General features: G+C 59.2%; 17 protein-coding genes. 8 read left to right on the top strand and 9 right to left on the bottom strand.

All coding sequences use genetic code 11. The features are described 5' to 3' along the window. Nucleotides 1-241: 241 nt before the first annotated feature. Both EXQ56_13390 and EXQ56_13385 read right to left on the bottom strand, forming a co-directional pair. Complete coding sequence (locus EXQ56_13390) at nt 242-1,114, bottom strand: hypothetical protein (GenBank protein MSO21422.1); 873 nt, start codon at nt 1,112-1,114, stop codon at nt 242-244. A 685-nt stretch (nt 1,115-1,799) separates the two neighbouring features. Beyond that, a complete protein-coding gene (locus EXQ56_13385; protein ID MSO21421.1) occupies nt 1,800-2,036 on the bottom strand; it encodes a hypothetical protein in 237 nt (78 codons plus the stop codon). 627 nt (nt 2,037-2,663) lie between these two features. Between EXQ56_13385 and EXQ56_13380 the strand changes: the two genes are divergently transcribed. Further along, nucleotides 2,664-3,413 (top strand): hypothetical protein, encoded by a 750-nt coding sequence (locus EXQ56_13380; GenBank protein MSO21420.1) that lies wholly within the window; start codon nt 2,664-2,666, stop codon nt 3,411-3,413. 61 nt (nt 3,414-3,474) lie between these two features. On the opposite strand, the gene EXQ56_13375 is transcribed toward EXQ56_13380, so the two are convergent. Next, nucleotides 3,475-3,948, bottom strand: a complete 474-nt coding sequence (locus tag EXQ56_13375) for a hypothetical protein (protein ID MSO21419.1) — start codon at nt 3,946-3,948, stop codon at nt 3,475-3,477. Nucleotides 3,949-4,051: 103 nt separating this feature from the next. Between EXQ56_13375 and murD the strand changes: the two genes are divergently transcribed. After that, nucleotides 4,052-5,461 carry a UDP-N-acetylmuramoyl-L-alanine--D-glutamate ligase gene (gene murD, locus EXQ56_13370; protein MSO21418.1) on the top strand — a complete coding sequence of 470 codons (1,410 nt, stop codon included), beginning with the start codon at nt 4,052-4,054 and terminating at the stop codon, nt 5,459-5,461. Nucleotides 5,462-5,636: 175 nt separating this feature from the next. On the opposite strand, the gene EXQ56_13365 is transcribed toward murD, so the two are convergent. From EXQ56_13365 to argC, 3 genes are all read right to left on the bottom strand, one after another. Continuing rightward, nucleotides 5,637-6,254, bottom strand: coding sequence for an N-acetyltransferase (locus EXQ56_13365; protein ID MSO21417.1), 618 nt, complete (start codon nt 6,252-6,254; stop codon nt 5,637-5,639). Between the two features lie 90 nt (nt 6,255-6,344). Further along, nucleotides 6,345-7,172 (bottom strand): acetylglutamate kinase, encoded by an 828-nt coding sequence (argB, locus tag EXQ56_13360; protein MSO21416.1) that lies wholly within the window; start codon nt 7,170-7,172, stop codon nt 6,345-6,347. 25 nt (nt 7,173-7,197) lie between these two features. Next, nucleotides 7,198-8,283, bottom strand: a complete 1,086-nt coding sequence (gene argC / locus EXQ56_13355; GenBank protein MSO21415.1) for an N-acetyl-gamma-glutamyl-phosphate reductase — start codon at nt 8,281-8,283, stop codon at nt 7,198-7,200. A 305-nt stretch (nt 8,284-8,588) separates the two neighbouring features. Here argC and EXQ56_13350 point away from each other — a divergent pair, with 305 nt between their 5' ends. The 6 genes from EXQ56_13350 to EXQ56_13325 all read left to right on the top strand — a co-directional run bounded on the left by EXQ56_13350 (nt 8,589) and on the right by EXQ56_13325 (nt 14,140). Next, nucleotides 8,589-10,514 (top strand): tetratricopeptide repeat protein, encoded by a 1,926-nt coding sequence (locus EXQ56_13350; GenBank protein MSO21414.1) that lies wholly within the window; start codon nt 8,589-8,591, stop codon nt 10,512-10,514. A gap of 87 nt (nt 10,515-10,601) precedes the next feature. Beyond that, a complete protein-coding gene (locus EXQ56_13345; GenBank protein MSO21413.1) occupies nt 10,602-11,240 on the top strand; it encodes a tetratricopeptide repeat protein in 639 nt (212 codons plus the stop codon). Nucleotides 11,241-11,286: 46 nt separating this feature from the next. Further along, entirely contained in the window at nt 11,287-11,613 is a 327-nt protein-coding gene (locus tag EXQ56_13340) for a hypothetical protein (protein ID MSO21412.1), read from the top strand. A gap of 27 nt (nt 11,614-11,640) precedes the next feature. Then, complete coding sequence (locus tag EXQ56_13335; protein MSO21411.1) at nt 11,641-12,285, top strand: thiamine phosphate synthase; 645 nt, start codon at nt 11,641-11,643, stop codon at nt 12,283-12,285. 42 nt (nt 12,286-12,327) lie between these two features. Continuing rightward, nucleotides 12,328-13,398 (top strand): hypothetical protein, encoded by a 1,071-nt coding sequence (locus EXQ56_13330; protein ID MSO21410.1) that lies wholly within the window; start codon nt 12,328-12,330, stop codon nt 13,396-13,398. A 94-nt stretch (nt 13,399-13,492) separates the two neighbouring features. Further along, nucleotides 13,493-14,140, top strand: coding sequence for a methyltransferase domain-containing protein (locus tag EXQ56_13325; GenBank protein ID MSO21409.1), 648 nt, complete (start codon nt 13,493-13,495; stop codon nt 14,138-14,140). Between the two features lie 118 nt (nt 14,141-14,258). Here the strand turns inward: EXQ56_13325 and EXQ56_13320 are convergent, their stop codons facing one another. The 3 genes from EXQ56_13320 to EXQ56_13310 all read right to left on the bottom strand — a co-directional run. Next, entirely contained in the window at nt 14,259-14,645 is a 387-nt protein-coding gene (locus tag EXQ56_13320; GenBank protein ID MSO21408.1) for a RidA family protein, read from the bottom strand. A 36-nt stretch (nt 14,646-14,681) separates the two neighbouring features. Next, complete coding sequence (locus EXQ56_13315; GenBank protein ID MSO21407.1) at nt 14,682-15,242, bottom strand: biotin/lipoyl-binding protein; 561 nt, start codon at nt 15,240-15,242, stop codon at nt 14,682-14,684. Next, the coding region (locus EXQ56_13310; GenBank protein MSO21406.1) for an ATP-grasp domain-containing protein at nt 15,182-16,584 on the bottom strand (1,403 nt) is incomplete at its 5' end. The genes EXQ56_13310 and EXQ56_13315, both read right to left, overlap by 61 nt.

Genomic DNA, 16,584 nt, shown 5'->3' with positions numbered 1-16,584 from the left:
GTCGATTTGGATCATTTGACGCGCGAGACGGGTGCCAGCGGCGGGAAAGCTGATCTGAAGTTCCTCCCGAAACCCCCACCCCGAATCCCTAATCCCCAGTTTGTCAATCTGGTCAGAGTGGTCAGAACCGTGAACGTTTGCACATTGGGCAGACCCGCGAGTTTGGGCAAGTTGTCAGCGCCGCAGGGCGCGGAAACCGGGTGCGGATTTCCGCCGATTTGAGCGCAGTCGAGTCGGTGGATTACTCGAGCTCGACGCTGTCGCCCACGATCACTTCCACACGGCTGTAGGTGATGATGCCGGTAGCGGAGGTCTCCTCGGTGGACAGGACCATCACCTCTCCGAGGACTTCGCTGGGCATGGCGGCTAGCTCGGATTTGAGCATCGGGCGTTGGGGTGTGCCGTCGTGGTTCCTATACTCGCGGGCGTCCACGTTGAAGGCATCGGCGTCTGTGCTGAACGGGCGGCGGATGCGCAGGTAGCTGCCCGGCTGGAGTCCCTGCCCGCTGCCGATGTTGAGGTAAACAATCCTGCCTTCGCCGACTTCGCGGTCGAATTCCTTGGCCGTGGCGATCACGCCAGCGGCCTTTCCAGAAGGTTCGGCGAATCGCGGAGTGATGCGTTGCGTCTTGTAGGCTGGGGCGGTGCGCGCGTTCAACGGGATGGCAATGTCGCCGGGCTCGATGGGTTCGCAGGACCGCAGCACTTGAGCGGTGGCGTGCGCCCTAGCGACGACCTTGACCTCAATGCGACCGACCTCAGAGTAGAGCTTGCCCATGCCATGCACCATCAGTTGCTGGCCGGGAAAGGACTCCTTGCGGTTGACGTCCACATTGGGTCGAAGGATCATGTACTGCCCGCCAGTATTGACGATGGTGTTCTGTCCCCGACTGAGGTAGATGTAATCTCCGGCGACGAATTCATACTTGAACCCACCATCCTCGCCGCTCTTGACGGCCAGGCCAGACTCGACGGCGCGAGTTGTGAAGAAGCCTGCGCAGTACAGGTCCGTGTCCATCGGCGCGCGCTGTGCGTGCAGCGATGTCGCCGCCAGAAGCATACCTGCCGCCAGCGCGGTCTGAAGCAAACTCCGACCCTGATTTTTTTGCTGCATTCTCCACCTCACCCATCCAGCTATAGATACCGGCACGCCCGCGAGCGGCCAGGAAGATAGTCCATGCCAACGCTATCAGATGGCTAAAAACACTGTCAAACTCTTTCGTTCATGCGGTGTCGCTGAGAAGGAACATTGCGGGCCGCTTTTGAATGGAGCGCCGAGGGCCAGGATGCCAGAGGGGAGGGCGAAACATCTTGACCGTCCCCGTCGCCCGGCGCATCATAAGCTTAGAGTGGACCAGCAAAACTTGACCATAGCGCTTGCTTGCTGTCCGCACCGCAAGGCTTACCGATGGGTGCGATGGATGGTTCTGGCTAAGCCGGCTCCCCGGACCGGCAGCGTGCGCTGATTTGCAGGGCAAGACGAATACAGGGGAGGAAGCTTTAATGAACATACTCAAGATGAACATACGCAATCTAGTGATCTGTGCCGTTGGGTTGGTGGCCGCGTCGATCGCCGTCGCGCCTGCGTCCGCCGATGTCCTGATACTCAAGAACGGGCTGACAGTCACCGGCAAGTTTCAGGGAGGCGACCCCACCGGCATCACCATGCAGGTGAATGGTCAGTACCAGCGCTATGCGCTGGCCGACGTGCATAGCCTGACGCTGGTGCCTGGGGGTGAACCCATGGCCGCAACGGGCGCTCCAGCTGCCGCACCAGCACCGTCGCCGCAACCGCCCACTTACTCATCAGGCCGCGCCGCGATTCCAGCCCCCGTTCCATCTCCCGTTCCATCTAATGTCCCGCCGAGTAATCCCGCGCCAACCAGTAGCCCTGCTCCGGTGGCAAACACGGCCACCGGTGGGCTTTCGACGCGTCCAGCAGCGCCCCCGCCAACTACTACGGCAATTGGCGCTCCCGCCAGCATGGGCGTTACGGTACCAGCAGGAGCTGCGCTCGTGGTCCGCATGATCGACACAGTGGACTCTTCGGTGCATCAATCCGGCGAATTGTTTCGCGCCAGCCTGGATGAGCCGCTGATCGTGAACGGGCGGACCATCGCCGCGCGTGGTGCCGACGTTACTACCAAGCTGGTTTCTGTGGCGGAAGCCGGCAAGATCTCGGGCCGCGCGGAGCTGGCGCTGGTGTTGTTCGACATCACCATCAACGGCCGCAAGCATGAGATTACGACCGGTGAGGTTTACGAGGCGGGCGCATCGCGTGGGACGCAATCGACCAAGCGCATTGGCGGACTGGCAGCGCTCGGCGCGGTCATCGGCGTGATTGCCGGAGGCGGCAAAGGCGCGGTGCAAGGCGCTGCCGCTGGTGCGGGTGCAGGTACCGCGATACAGGTGCTGACCAATGGCGAGAAGGTTCAGGTGCCAGCCGAGTCGCGGCTTGAATTCGCGCTGGCCGCTCCGCTGGTCCTCTGATTTGCTCCGGTGATTTGCTCCGGCTGTTAGTGGCACGATTCACAATTCTTAATTAGCTTGGCGCAATTGAGGCATCATTCTTGGCCGCAGTTGCGCCTTGTCTATTTCTGTGGATCCATCCAAATATGTGGATCGTTTAGTCCCAACTGTGTCCGGTCCTCGGGAGGTAGAAGATGAGTACGCGTGTGGATCAGCTGCTCGATGAGCTTGTTAAGCGGCTGCATGACTCGCTCGATGACGACCTGGTGAGCATGGTTCTTTACGGCTCGGCGGCCAGTGGCGATTATCAGCCACAGTTCTCCGACCTGAATGTGTTGTGCGTGCTGCGTGTGGTGGGTGTGGCTGAGTTGCGGAGAGTCGGCAAGGCGGTCGAGTGGTGGAACGCGCAGAAGCAGACAACCCCGCTGCTTCTCTCGCTCGAAGAAGCGCAGAATGCCGCCGACGCTTTTCCCATCGAGTTCACCGACATCAGCCACAGCCGCAGGCTGCTGCACGGCAAGGATCTGTTTGCGGCGATCGCGATCAACCCCCAGCATCACCGTCGCCAGGTTGAGCATGAGCTGCGCTCCGCGCTGCTGCGCATGCGGTCTCGATACCTGACTACGCTGGGAAATGATGATGAGGTAGTGCAGATGATGGCGCGTTCCGCGTCCTCGTTCGCCACCCTTACGCGGCACGCGTTGATTCTTTATGGAGAAACTGTGGGGACTCAGAAGCGGGAAATCCTGAAGGCGGCGACGGCGCGATTCGGCTTGAATCCACTGCCCTATGAAACCCTGCTGGCCGTGCGCGAGGGGACGCAGCAAATCGTGGGCGAGTCGGTACACTCGTTGTTTTCAGCTTACCTGGAGCAGATTACAAGACTGGCGCAGGCCGTGGACAAGCTCGGGAAAATAGGTTCAGGCAAAGGATTGGTGACTTAGGCGCGAGTACTTGGTGGCGCGAGTACTTGGTGGCGTGAGTATTGGTCCAGCAGCGGATACTCTATTTAGCCGGTGCGCTCTTGGCTCCACCCATGTCGTTCTGGACGCCATCAATGAATCCTAGAACTTCCTCATGCGAACCAACGATGAGCCAATCGCTGAGCTTCTGTCCGTTGGTGATGAGCTGATAGGCGTCCAGCAACTCCTCCCGGCCCTTCACGCGAGCCAGCCCCCAGAACAGAATCCAAACGCCGATAAGCAAAGTTGGCGCGGCGGCAAAAACAGGCAGATCCATGGAGAAAATCCAAGCTGTTAGAGCCAAGAATACGCACGCGGCGTAGATGGCGGGCCAAGCTAGCGGGGAGCGGTTCACGCGTTTGATGGAGGTCTTCTCGACCGACGATACGCGTGTTACGGGCAGGTTCTTGCCGCCGGCGGGATCATCTTGAGGAGTCTTGCGCGTGATCATGCCCTCCAGTAGCACCCATTTTACGCCGTTTCGGTCCTGACAAAATTTGGATTGCAAGCTTCCCATTGCTATTTCTTTCCTCCCAGCCAAGTAAATCCTTTAACGGTATATTATTATACAGCTCTATGGCCCAGACTGAAAGTGCCGTGTGGGGTTCGCTGGACTAGCCATGAAAATAGAACAACTTGCCGGCAAGTCGGTTTTGGTGCTGGGCCTCGGACTGGAGGGCCGCAGCGCCCTTGGGTGGCTGCGCGAAACCTTGCCGGGGAACACGCTGGCCGTAGCCGATCAGCAGGATTGGAATCATCTCAGTTCGCAGACCAGGGCACTGCTGGAACGCGACACCGCGCTGGTTAGGCATCTCGGGCCAGACTATCTCGAATCCATCAGGCAATACGACGTGATCGTCAAATCTCCAGGCATACCCGTGATCCTGCCGCAGTATCAGGAGGCGGTGCGGATGGGTAAGATCATCACCTCGCCCACGGCCATCTTCTTCGCGAATTTTCCCGGCATGATCGTGGGCATCACCGGGACAAAAGGCAAGAGCACCACGGCTTCTCTCATCGCCGCTGTCCTGCGCAAGCAGTTTACAGACACCGCGCTGATCGGCAATATTGGCAAGCCCGCGCTGGACGTGTTGCCTTCGTTGCGCGACCGCAGTGACGCGATTGTGGTATACGAACTGTCGAGCCATCAATTAGAAGGCCTGCGCCAAAGCCCCCACATTGCCGTGCTGTTGAGCATCGTCCCTGAGCATCTCGACTACTACACAAACTTCGATGAATACGTTGCGGCCAAGGAGAACATCACCCGTTTTCAATCCGTGAGGGATTTCCTGGTCTACGACGCAGATCACGAAATTCCCCAGCGCATCGCCATGCAGTCCCGCGCCAGGAAGATGGCCTGCTCAATGCATGGGCTTGCCACGCACAGTCGGGGCCGCTGCTTTGTGTATAACGACTGGATTGCTTACGAGTCGGAGTCGCGTGAGCCGGATTTGATTGTTCCTACCAGCGACATTCCGCTGCTCGGCAGTTTTAACCGGATCAACGTGGCGGCGGCCGTAGCCGTGGGCAAATTGCTGGGCGTGCCATCCGCGGCCATCGCTGCGGCGGTGCGGGACTTTCATCCGCTCGATCATCGGCTGGAGCACGTGGGAGAATTTGGCGGGGTTACTTACTATAACGACTCCATCGCCACCGTCCCGGAGGCGGCTGTCGCGGCCCTGGACGCGCTGGCGGGCTCCGTCGAGACCGTCCTGCTCGGCGGCGCGGATCGCGGGCTGGATTTTTCCGGATTGGCCGTCGGGTTGGCGCGGCGCGCGGTAAAAACCGTGATCCTGTTTCCACCCACAGGCGAGCGCATCTGGAAGGCAGTTTGCAATCACGACGCGGTTGCAGCGGCGCGCATGAAACATTTTTTTGTGGATTCAATGGAGGAGGCCGTGCGGTTGGCGAAGTTGCACACCGCGCCGGGCAAGTGCTGCCTGCTCTCGCCCGCCTCGCCGAGCTTCGGCCTGTTCCGCGACTATCGCGAGCGCGGCGACCGCTTCAAGCAACTGGTCCAGAAAGAATGACATCTGCCACGGAGACACAGAGGCACGGAGACTGGAATGTATGGAGATGCGAGTGGGTTTATGTTGTCATCCCTCTCTACGCTCGGGATGAAAGGCCTATAGGCTGCGCAGGGATTTAGGACCAGACAACCGCATGAAATCTCTGTGTCTCCGTGCCTCTGTGGCAAAACCCGGCTTACATCACACGCGGCTTACCCATGGTGGGCATCACAAGCGGGCCTTCTACGTTGGGCTCGGAGGGCGGCTCGGCGGCCAGGTGCGCTTCTGCGCCGGGAGCGAGGAACGCGGCCATGGCGATTTCGTCGCAAGCGTGGAACTTGGGGCAGCGCAGGCAGTCGCGCCAGGCCTTCAGCGGCAGAGCGGCGCGGTCGATCAATTGGAACCCGGCCTTCTCGAAAAACTTTGGCACGTAAGTAAACGCGAAGACCACCTCGACGCCCACCTCGCGCGCCTGTTGCATCAGCTCGGCGCAGATGCGCAGGCCGAGGCCGCTGCGTGTGCTGGAAGGAGCCACGGCGAGAGAGCGCAGCTCGGCCATGCGCGGCGTATAAAACTGCAACGCGCCGCAGCCCAGCAGATGGCCGTCCTTATCCACCGCGACGACAAAGTCCCGCACGCGCTCGCACAACTCAACCTCGGTGCGCGGCAGCATCACTTCATTTGCCGCATAGTCATTGACCAATTGCAGCATGGCGGGGATATCGCTCAGCGTCGCCTGGCGGATCAATCCGTGGTCGGCCTCGTGTGCCATGATTTCATCGACCTCCACGGCGTGTCCGGGGTGGTTTCTCATCGATAGTGCCTCCTGCCTGCTCCGTCCAGGAACTTACGAACACCAATCAGTCTTTCTCGATTAAAGATGCAGCAACGGGAAAATAATTCCTCATGAAATCTTAGATGCAATCCGGGCCGAATCGATCACGGTACCTGTGCTCGCATCCGAACCACGCTCTCCGGTCGCCCGCAATACGGCATCGAGAACATTCTCGCGATGCCCATTGCAAATGTGAACGTGCCCCACGCCAGCGGCCACGGCTTCTCTGATGGCGTTGAGCTTGGCCAGCATTCCGGCGGTTACCGCGCCACTTGCCAGCAGCGCCGGCATTTCGTCAACTGACAAGTGAGCGATGCGCTGGCCCGCCGCGTCCCGCACGCCATCCACATCGGTGAGAAAGACCAGGCCGTCTGCCTGCCAACCTATCGCGCAGGCCACCGCCGCGGAATCCGCGTTCACGTTGTAAATCCGACCGTCCTTGCCAACGGCCAGGCAAGCCATCACCGGCAGTAGTCCACCCGCGAGCAGCGTCTCCCAGACGTGCGGATCCGCTTGCGTGATTTGGCCGACATAGCCCCAATCCTCGCCGTGCTCGCCGCGCAGCTTCTCGGCCAGCAGGCAGGCGCCATCGATGCCCGAGATACCCGCCGCCGGCAGCCCTTCCGCGACGCAGGCCGCCAGCAACGAGTGATTCACCGTCCCGGCAAAAACCTTGACCACGCCGTCCATGGCATCGGCGGTGGTCACGCGCAGGCCATTTAGAAATTCGCTCTTCACTCCGGTCTTAGCCAGGAACGAAGTGAGCAGCTTGCCTCCGCCATGAACCAGCAGAACGCTGTGCCCGGCGCGCACCTGCGTGGCAACCATGGCCACCATGCGTTGCCGACTGGAGGCATCCTCCAGCAGCGTGCCCCCGATTTTTACGACGATCTTCATAAGCAGGTGATTCCGCGCCACCCCATTAGGCCAGCAGTCCTGTGGACTCCTCGAGACCGAACATGACGTTCATGTTCTGGACAGCCTGACCGGCGGCTCCCTTGACTAAATTGTCGATGCAGCTAACCACCACCAGACGCTTGCCATCGCTGCCCAGCGTGCAGTGTATGTCGCAGAAGTTGGTGTGGTTGACCACGCTGAGCTGCGGCTGGCTACCCTGCGGATAGAGGCGCACGAAGCCAGCGCTGGAGTACGCCGCGCGATAGACGGCCTGAATCTCATTGAGCGTCGCCGGCTTCTTCAGTCGCAGATAGTTCGCCGCCAGAATGCCTCGCGGGATGGGCAATAGTTGCGCGGTAAACGAGAACTCACTCTCATCGAGCCCGGTGTTGTTCAGCACTTCGGCGACATGGCGATGCTCAAGAATGGCGTAAGCCGAGAAGTTCTCGGAAATCTGCACGAAGTGGGTTTTGGGAGAGGGCGACTTGCCCGCACCGCTGACTCCGCTCTTGGCATCGCAGACCACTCCCGCTGCACGATCCACCATATCCGCCTTCAGCAGTGGCCACAGCGCGCAGATGGCGGCGGTGGGGTAACAACCGGGATTGGCCACCAGTCGCGCGCCAACTATTTTTTCCCGATATAACTCTGGCAATCCATAAACGGCCTGTGCCAGCAAGTCGGGCTGCGTGTGCGCTGCCTTGTACCAGCGCTGATACTGTCCAGCATCGCGCAGACGAAACGCGCCGCTCAGGTCAATGGCGCGCGCGCCGGAACGGAGTATTTCCGGGATGATTTCGAGCGAGACCTCAGGAGGAGTCGCCGTGAAGACCAAGTCAATTTGATGATCCCTGATCGCGCTCGGAGACCAGGGTGCATGAGCTATTCCGCTGGTGGTTGGTAGGCCGCAGGGAACCGGGGATGCGTCCAGCGCCGAGTCCTTGGCGGCGCGATGGTCCAGCAGCAGAAGCGCCACCGCCGGGTGCCGTTCGAGCAGACCCACAAGCTCGATTCCGCTGTAGCCTGTATAACCGATCACGGCGACACGCAAGTGACGCGCCCCGCCGGTGGGCGGCAGAGGTGTGCTTGGCAATGGAGTATAATTATTCATCCTAATGTATACATATACAATCCATCTGGCGTGGGGTCAATACCTATTTTCTCAATCAGGTAACCCCCTGCCGGGAGCCGAATTGCTTGCAATCGCGGGGAGTTTGCGCCTATTCTGAACGGGGCATTTAGCAATCAAAATGGAGAGTCGGCTACAGTCGGCATCCGGGTCGCCGTCCGTGTTCCTATTCCCCCCGGCATGATAGGCGACAGGATTGGCGAATGCCATTTGGCAGACTGGGCATATAGGGAAAGTCCCGGCTAGATCATTGGAATCGGTCGACGGGACAGGCGGGGCGTGGATTCATGGCATTTGGACTGGGCTTCGATAAGGCGAAAATCCTGCAGGCTGCGGAAAAGTATACGGTTCAGGGGAAAATTCCCGCGGCCATTGAAGAATACCAAAAAATAGTAAAGAAAGATCCCAAGGACCTGATGACGTTGAACGCCATTGGGGATCTCTACGTGCGGGCGGGAAAGATTGAAGACGCACTGAAGACTTTCCATTTACTGGCGGAAAAATCAGTGGAAGGTGGCGCAGTGCCGCGCGCTATTGCGGTCTATAAACGGATCACCAAAATAGATCCCGAATCGCTGGTGGCGCTGGAGAAGCTTGGAGAGCTCTACTCCATGCAGGGTTTGATGCGTGACGCGCGCACGTACTTTTTGCAGGCCGTTGAAATCTATAGCAAACGGAAAGAACCGGAGAAAGCCCGGGCCGTGTTCGAGCGTGTGTTGATGCTCGATATGGACAACCCCAAGCTGCTGAAGCGCATGGGTGATTTCTACGTCGAGACGCGCAAGGAAGCCGAAGCGATCTCCACTTACCTGAGCGCCGCAGAGCGCTATCTTGATGGCAACGCTCCAGATGAAGCCATGGCTGTGCTGGATGCCATCTACCATCTCGATCCGATCAACGAGGAATCCATCATCCTGAAAGGACGAGCCTTTCTGGATCAGGGCAAGGCGGGAGAATCCATTGCGGCACTGGAGTCAATCCGTGATTATCAGCGGAACAAGACTGCGCTCAATGCTTTGTTTCACGCCTACGTCAAACAAGACAACGCGGCCAAAACGGAAGAAGTAGCCAATCAGTTGCTGGATCTGCATGGCGACATGGCCGGCCTGGATGTGCTGGCGGCTGGGTTGCTGGATCGCAACGATACGCATGGCGCTCTAGCCGTCTATCAGCGAGTCGCCGAGCGCTTGCAAAGCCAGGGTGGGCTTGGTCCCATTGCGGAAGGGCTCCGGCGGATTCTGGATCGAGATTCAAAAAACAGGCAGGCGTTGGAGTTGATATGGACCGCCTATCGCCAGTCCAGTGATGTGGACCAAGGCCGACACATTGGCGAGAGATTGGCCCAGGTCCATTTGGAAGAAGGCGAACCGGCCAAGGCGCGGGAAGTTTATGCGGAGCTGGTTGCGGCGGAGCCGGATAACCATGATCTTGTGCAGCAATTGCGCCGCATTGATGCGCGTTATTCCCCAGCCAAGCCGCAGGGAGAATCCAATTTTAGCGATATCAGTCCCCTGATGGCCATCGAGGAGGCTGCTGAGACGGGTATCACTTCTAGCCATGTTGGCGCGCTGGCCCCTCGCGAAAAGGCTGTGGTGAAAAATTGCCTTACCGAGAGCGAACTATACCTTACCTATCACCAGCTCCCCAAAGCCATTGAGACGCTGGAAGCCGGATTAGTCGAGGTTCCCGGCGACATAGCCCTCTACGAACATCTCTTGCCACTTTACGAGCAGACTCAACATTACGAGAAAGCCCTCAAGGCCGCCGAGGCTCTTACCGAAGCTTACGTCCGAATCGGCGACGGGGATCGCGCATCTCGCTATGGCGAGTTGCTGCTCGGGTACCAGACGAAAATATTTGAAGCGGCCCATAGCGGCCGTCTGCAGGATGCGGCGGCAGGCGTTCCTGCCGAGACGGTTCAGATGGAGCAGAGCCAAGTCCGTGAAGTCGATCTTTCCATGGAATGGGCCAGTCTTTCCAGTGCTCCCTCTGCAACGGCCACCACCGACAGTCTCGTCGAGCAGATCGAATTTTATCTTCAGGCCGGCCTTGGGGTAGAAGCTGAAGAATCTATAGGGAAGCTGTATTCCCTCGATCCCTCGCAGGGGTCCTTGTCAGACCTCCGGCATCGCTTGGATGTCCTGCTCGGTCGCGGGGCAGCGGTAGCGGAAGTTGCCATTCCTGATTTTACTGCCGCCGGGTCCGAAATCTAACCTCCCGAAGTTTCCGACTTGGTGGAGCCCGCGGCGGCTGAAGCAATCATTCCTGAACCAGTGTTTTCGGCAACGGACGCCGCTGTAATGACAGCGCAAGAGTTCGTGCCAGAGCCTCTGGCCGAAGCCGAACTAGACCTGGAACACTTGTCGGCTGGACCCTCAGGAGCAGATTCGGGCTTTGAGCTGGCGCTGGACGATTCATCCATGGCAGTGCTCCCCGGCGGGCCGTCAACTCCGGCGACGCCCGCCAGCCCCAGCAAACTTGGCAGTGGGCTGCTCGACGATCTTTTTGCCGAGTTCCGCGACGAAGTGGAGGAACCGCAGCCGGGTGGCGGTGGCGATCTGGAAACGCGTTACAATATGGGAGTTGCATTCAAAGAGATGGCCCTCTATGACGAGGCCATTGGCGAATTTCAGAAGGTCCATCAAATCGCGGAGGCGGCCAAAGATTATTCGCATCTGGTGCAATGCTGCTCGCTGCTGGCCATCTGCTTTATCGAAAAAGGGCTGCCCCTGCTGGCCGTAAACTGGTACCAGACGGCTCTTGATTCTCCGTGTGCCGATGCCGAGAGTGAGTTGGCGCTTCTTTACGAAATCGGCGCGGCCTATGAGATGGCTGGGAACCGCTCGGCGGCGCTCAAGAGCTTCATGGACGTCTATTCTCGGAACATCGATTATCGCAACGTCGCCGAGCGCATCCGCGAGTTACAGCAGGGATCGTAAGCGGGATCGGCCCCTGATATTGGCCTGATATTGGAATGACTCCTCAGTGACGCATAAATGGAATGCAGGCCTCTGGCTGCAGCAGATAATCGCGGTGCTGCTCTGCCTGGAGTCTGGTGTGGTGCTGCTGGTGCTCCCGTGGTCGGTATTATGGGATCGCAATTTGTGGGTGTTTGGGTCGGAGCTGCTGCGCCCGTTCTTAATGAATCATTATCTGCGCGGGGCCGTTAGTGGCGTTGGTCTATTGACCCTGTGGGTGGGCGTTACCGTCGCTGCCGATCTGCTCCGGGCCGAACCTGTCCACGCGGACGCCGTGGGCGCGGATCAAGTTTCAAAAGACGAGGGTAGCGCCCGCGGGCCGCTGGATTCTTGAACATTCTTTGCAGGTTTTGCAGGCGGAATGTTTTGGGGCGGATCGATTCAATTGGCGCTCAGTTACTACATTACGTCGCGTATGCAGTGGGGAGCCGACGAGCCTGCATCCCGCTCGTTGGTGGAAACAGTTCGAAAGGCTTTTCAGGCTGGCGTTGATTACGTTCAGGTGCGCGAGAAGGATATGAGCGGGGCGAGCCTGCTCAGTTTGGTTGCGGAATTCAGCCAGATGAATGAGCGCACCCGAGGGACTCGTCTTTTGGTAAATGGACGAGTCGATGTGGCCATCGCCAGTGCAGCGGATGGCGTGCATCTCTCCTTCGAGTCGCTGCCGCTGGCCGCGATTCGGTCCCGATTGCCTAATTTCTTGATTGTCGGTGTCTCCTGCCATAGCCTACGGGAGGCCGCTGAGGCTCAGCAAGCCGGTGCTGACTATATTATACTAGGCCCTGTTTTCACGACACCCTCGAAGCCCGGGGTCGTTCCGTTGGGGCTCAAAGGTTTTTCAAGCATCTGCGCGGAACTAACGGTTCCTGTATTTGCGCTGGGTGGAGTGGATCTATCCAATGCCCGGGATTGCGTTCTTGCCGGAGCAGCCGGTATCGCAGGGATCAGATTATTTAAAAATGCTGATAACATAGACCACCTTGCCGCCGAGATTCGCAAGCTGTAAGCGGAGCGAATTGTCGCAAGGCAGCCGGTCTGTTGTAGATAAATGGAAATCATACGTCTAGCCTTAAATAACCGAGGAGGAAGAATGCAGAATCGATTTCTGCTGGGATTGGTAATACTGGCGTTGCTGGCCGCCGGATGCAACAAGCAGGGGCAGCAAGCCGCCGGTGGTGCTGTGGCCGCGCGCGTGAATGGCAAGGAAATCCTGCGCTCCGACGTGGAAGCTCAGTTTACTTTCCGTGCTAAAGATGCCCCGCAGAAGCCGGATGTAGAAGCTGCGAACCTGGTCAAGCTTGAGATATTGCGCGATCTGATCGAAGCCGAGATCATGAATCAGAAGGCTGCTCAGTTGAAGGTGGCTCCGGGTGATGCCGAGATTGCTGCGCGCTTGAAAGCGGTGCAGGGAGAAACCTCCGATGCTGAGTTTAATAAGACGCTCGACGCCCGCGGCGTCAAGCCGGAAGATCTCAAAAAAGAGATCGCACGTACGCTAACTGTGGAGAAAGTGGTCGAGAACCAGGTGCGCAACAAAGCCAAGGTGTCGGATCAGGAAGTAACGGATTTCTACACCAAGAACAAGGAAGTGTTCAACGTGAAGGAGACCCTCTACCGGCTGGGCGTTATCGCCGTAACCGCCGACCCCAGCGCGCCGGTCAACAACCTGTCCAATGACAAGGCGCTCAATCCCGAGATGGCCATGACCAAGATGCAGGCCATCGAAGGCCGCGCCAAGATGGGCGAGGACTTCGCGCAATTGGCCCGCGCTCTCTCCGAAGACCCGCAAACGACGCAGGCGGGCGGAGACCTGGGTTATCAGCCCGAGTCATCGCTGGATCGCTTTGGCCCACAGTTCAAGGCTTCGGTGACGAAACTGAAGGTGGGTGATCTGGTCCCCGTAATCCGCACCCAGGAAGGCTTCTGGCTTTTTAAACTTACTGGCAGGCGCGAGCCGGGTCAGCATGATCTAAACAACGCCGAGGTCAAACAGAGCATCCGCGAGGAGTTGGAGGGACGGCGCCAGCAATTATTGACCGCTGCCTTTTCCGAGCAGTTGCATAACGAAGCCCGTGTTGAGAACTTTCTAGTTGGCGAAGTGCTGGCATCGTTTAAATAGACCAGCAGAATCCGAGCGCGTTAGGTGCGTCGAAAGTTCACAGTTTTGCGTAGAGCCTTTCCATCTGGAATTTGACCGCTGGAGGAAGGGAATCGTGAAAGCCTACCAACCGTTGCTCGAAAAGTATGGCCGTCAGGCATCCACCTATGACCGCCGGTGGAATCTGCGCTGGGGCCACGCGACGATGCGGGAGACCATCTCGGCGATCCCGTGGGCGGGTGCCGACCGCCTGCTCGACGTTGGTTGTGGGACTGGACTTCTCGAAGCGGCGGTGAGTTCGCGCCTTGGCGGATCAACCGTTCTCGTCGGTGTGGATATCTGCGCTCCCATGCTGCAGCAGGCCAGGCAAAATATTCCCGACCAAAAGCATGTGGCATTGACCAATGCGCCCGCGGAGCACCTGCCATTCGCGGATCAGACCTTCAACGTAGTGATCTGTAATAACAGCTTCCACTACTATCAGCATCCGGAGATGGTCCTGGCTGAATTCCGCCGTGTTCTGTGCCCGTCGGGACGGTTAATCCTGACCGATTGGTCCAGCGATTTCCCTGGCCCTCGCATCATCTACTGGGTGCTCCGTCTCGCCGAGCATGCCGGGTTTGGCCGCTACTCGCTGAAGCACTGCTACACGGCGCGCGAGTTGAACGCCATGTTGGTGGCCGCCGGCTTCCAGGTGGCCGCCGCGCGCAAAGTGGCTATGGACCTGGGCTGGGGCATCACCGTCGTGCAGGCCCGTGCCTGAAGTGCCTGAAGTGACAGAAGAGCCGCGACCGGGAGGGAGCGGTCACGTTCAACGGTCACACATAATCTTCGAGCGTGACCGCTCCCTCCCGGTCGCGGCTCTTCTGTCAGCATACCGCCTACAACTCCACGTCGGCCTCAATCTCCACCATCATCTGCGGCGCAATCAGCTTCGCCACTTCCACCATCGTGGTGGCGGGCCGGATGTCGCCGAATAGTTCGCCGTGTGCGCGACCGTACTCTTCCCATCGGCTGATGTCAGTTACAAACATGCGCGTGCGGACTACATTCTTCAGACTTGCCCCAACTTTTTCGAGCGCGGCCTCGATGTTCTTGAGCGCCTGCATCGTCTGCGCCTTGGGATCGCCCGGCCCGACGATCTCGCCTTTTGCGTCGGTGGCCGTGGTGCCGGAGACATAGATGCGATTACCTACCTGTACCGCGCGCGAGTAGCCGATAATCGGTTCCCACGAACTACCCGTTGAAATGTTTTTTCGCTCAGACATAATTACAACTCCTCGTATGTTTCCATTGAATAATTTTCATTCCACTATCATCAATGTCTGCCCAGCGTTAACCGTCTGCCCCTCGTGCACGGAAACTTTGCCCACCGTACCCGCCTTCTGGCTCTTGATTTCATTCTGCATCTTCATTGCTTCCACCACCAGCAAACCCTGCCCAGCCTCAATGCTCTGCCCTTCATCAACCAGAATGCGCACCACCTTGCCCGGCATGGGCGCGATGATGTTCTGGCTCCCAGCGGCCAACGCCGCCCCGCTTCCGCGCACCCATTTGCGCGGATCGATTATCTCAATGGAAAACTCCGCGCCGTCCATTCTCACGCGGTACGTGGCAGGCTTTCCATCTATTGCAGCGACGCGCAGTTCGAGGCTCTTCCCGCCCATCAGTATGGAATACCATCCTGATTCTATCGCCTCCACGGACGCGGCGAAGGGCTTGTGATCCAACACGAAACTTTCCGGCGCAGCCGGGTTGAGTTCCAGCAAGTGCTCGATACCATCGATCTTCAATAGCACAGTGTTCATTGGTTGCGGACACCTCGTGGCGGGCGCAGCGACTGCTTCCGGCCCGCCAACTTCCATCGGCTCCCCGGTTGTGATTGTGCATTCGGCGTGGGTGTGCTGGATTGAGCAGCTCGCCGGTGGAACATCGTCGCCGCGACGGCAGCGGCTCGAAGATGAGCCACTGACTCGGCAGTCATCTCCATGCGCGCGCCCGCCTGCTCCCGAAGTCGATCGATGAGGCTGGTATCCAAATTACCGGAAAGAAAATCAGGGGACGCCAGAATCGTTCTGAAAAGCTGCAGATTCGTTTTGATTCCGCCGACGTAGTATTCATCGAGGGCGCGGCTCATGCGCTGGATGGCCTCTTCACGAGTGCCGCCCCAGACGATCAGCTTCGACAGCAGCGGGTCGTACTCCATCGGCACGCTCCAGCCCGCATAGACGCCGGAGTCGTCGCGCACCCCGGGGCCGGAGGGCGTCGCCAACTCGCGGATCAATCCGGGGCAAGGGAAGAAGGAATTGTCGGGGTCCTCGGCGTACACGCGGCACTCGATGGCCGCGCCGCGCATCTGAATGGCGTCCTGGTTAAGGGGTTGCCCATTGTGAAAAATGCTGGAGAGATTTTCGCCCGCCGCCACGCGGATTTGCAACTTCACCAGGTCCAGCCCCGTGACCATCTCCGTAACCGGATGCTCCACTTGCAAGCGCGTGTTCATCTCAAGAAAGTAGAAGTTGCGCTGCTGGGCATTCTGGTCAATCAGAAACTCGACCGTGCCCGCGTTGTAATACCCCGCCGCCCGCGCGACGCGCACCGCCGCCTCGCCCATGCGCGCGCGCATCGCCGCATCGACGAAGGGCGAGGGCGACTCCTCCACCACTTTCTGATGCCGCCGCTGAATGCTGCACTCGCGCTCGCCCAGATGCAGCAGATTGCCATGCCGGTCGCCCAGCACCTGCACCTCAATGTGTCTCGGCCTCTCGATATACTTCTCGATGTACACCTTGGAATCGCCAAAAGCGTTTTGCGCCTCGGACTGCGCCTCGCGCAGCGCCGCCGCCATCTCGTCAGCAGAGCGCACCTGCCGCATCCCCTTGCCGCCGCCGCCCGCCGCCGCCTTCAGCATCACCGGATAGCCAACTTCCAACGCGATGCGCTGCGCATCCGCCACGCTGCTCACAGGCGCGTTGGTGCCCGGCACCACGGGTACGCCAGCGGCCACGGCCACCTCGCGCGCCCGCGTCTTCGATCCCATCATCTCCATCGACTTCGCGCTGGGCCCGATCAGCGTGATGCCCGCCTGCTCGCAGGCTCCCGCGAACTCCGCATTCTCAGAGAGAAATCCATACCCCGGATGAATGGCGTCGGCCCCGGCCCGGCGCGCCGCATCAAGTATCTTGTCAATGCGCAGATAGCTCTCCG

Source organism: Acidobacteriota bacterium (assembly GCA_009691245.1).
GTDB lineage: Bacteria > Acidobacteriota > Terriglobia > 2-12-FULL-54-10 > 2-12-FULL-54-10 > SHUM01.
Note: the sequence above shows the minus strand (reverse complement) of the source record. Positions and strands in the feature narration are given on the sequence as shown.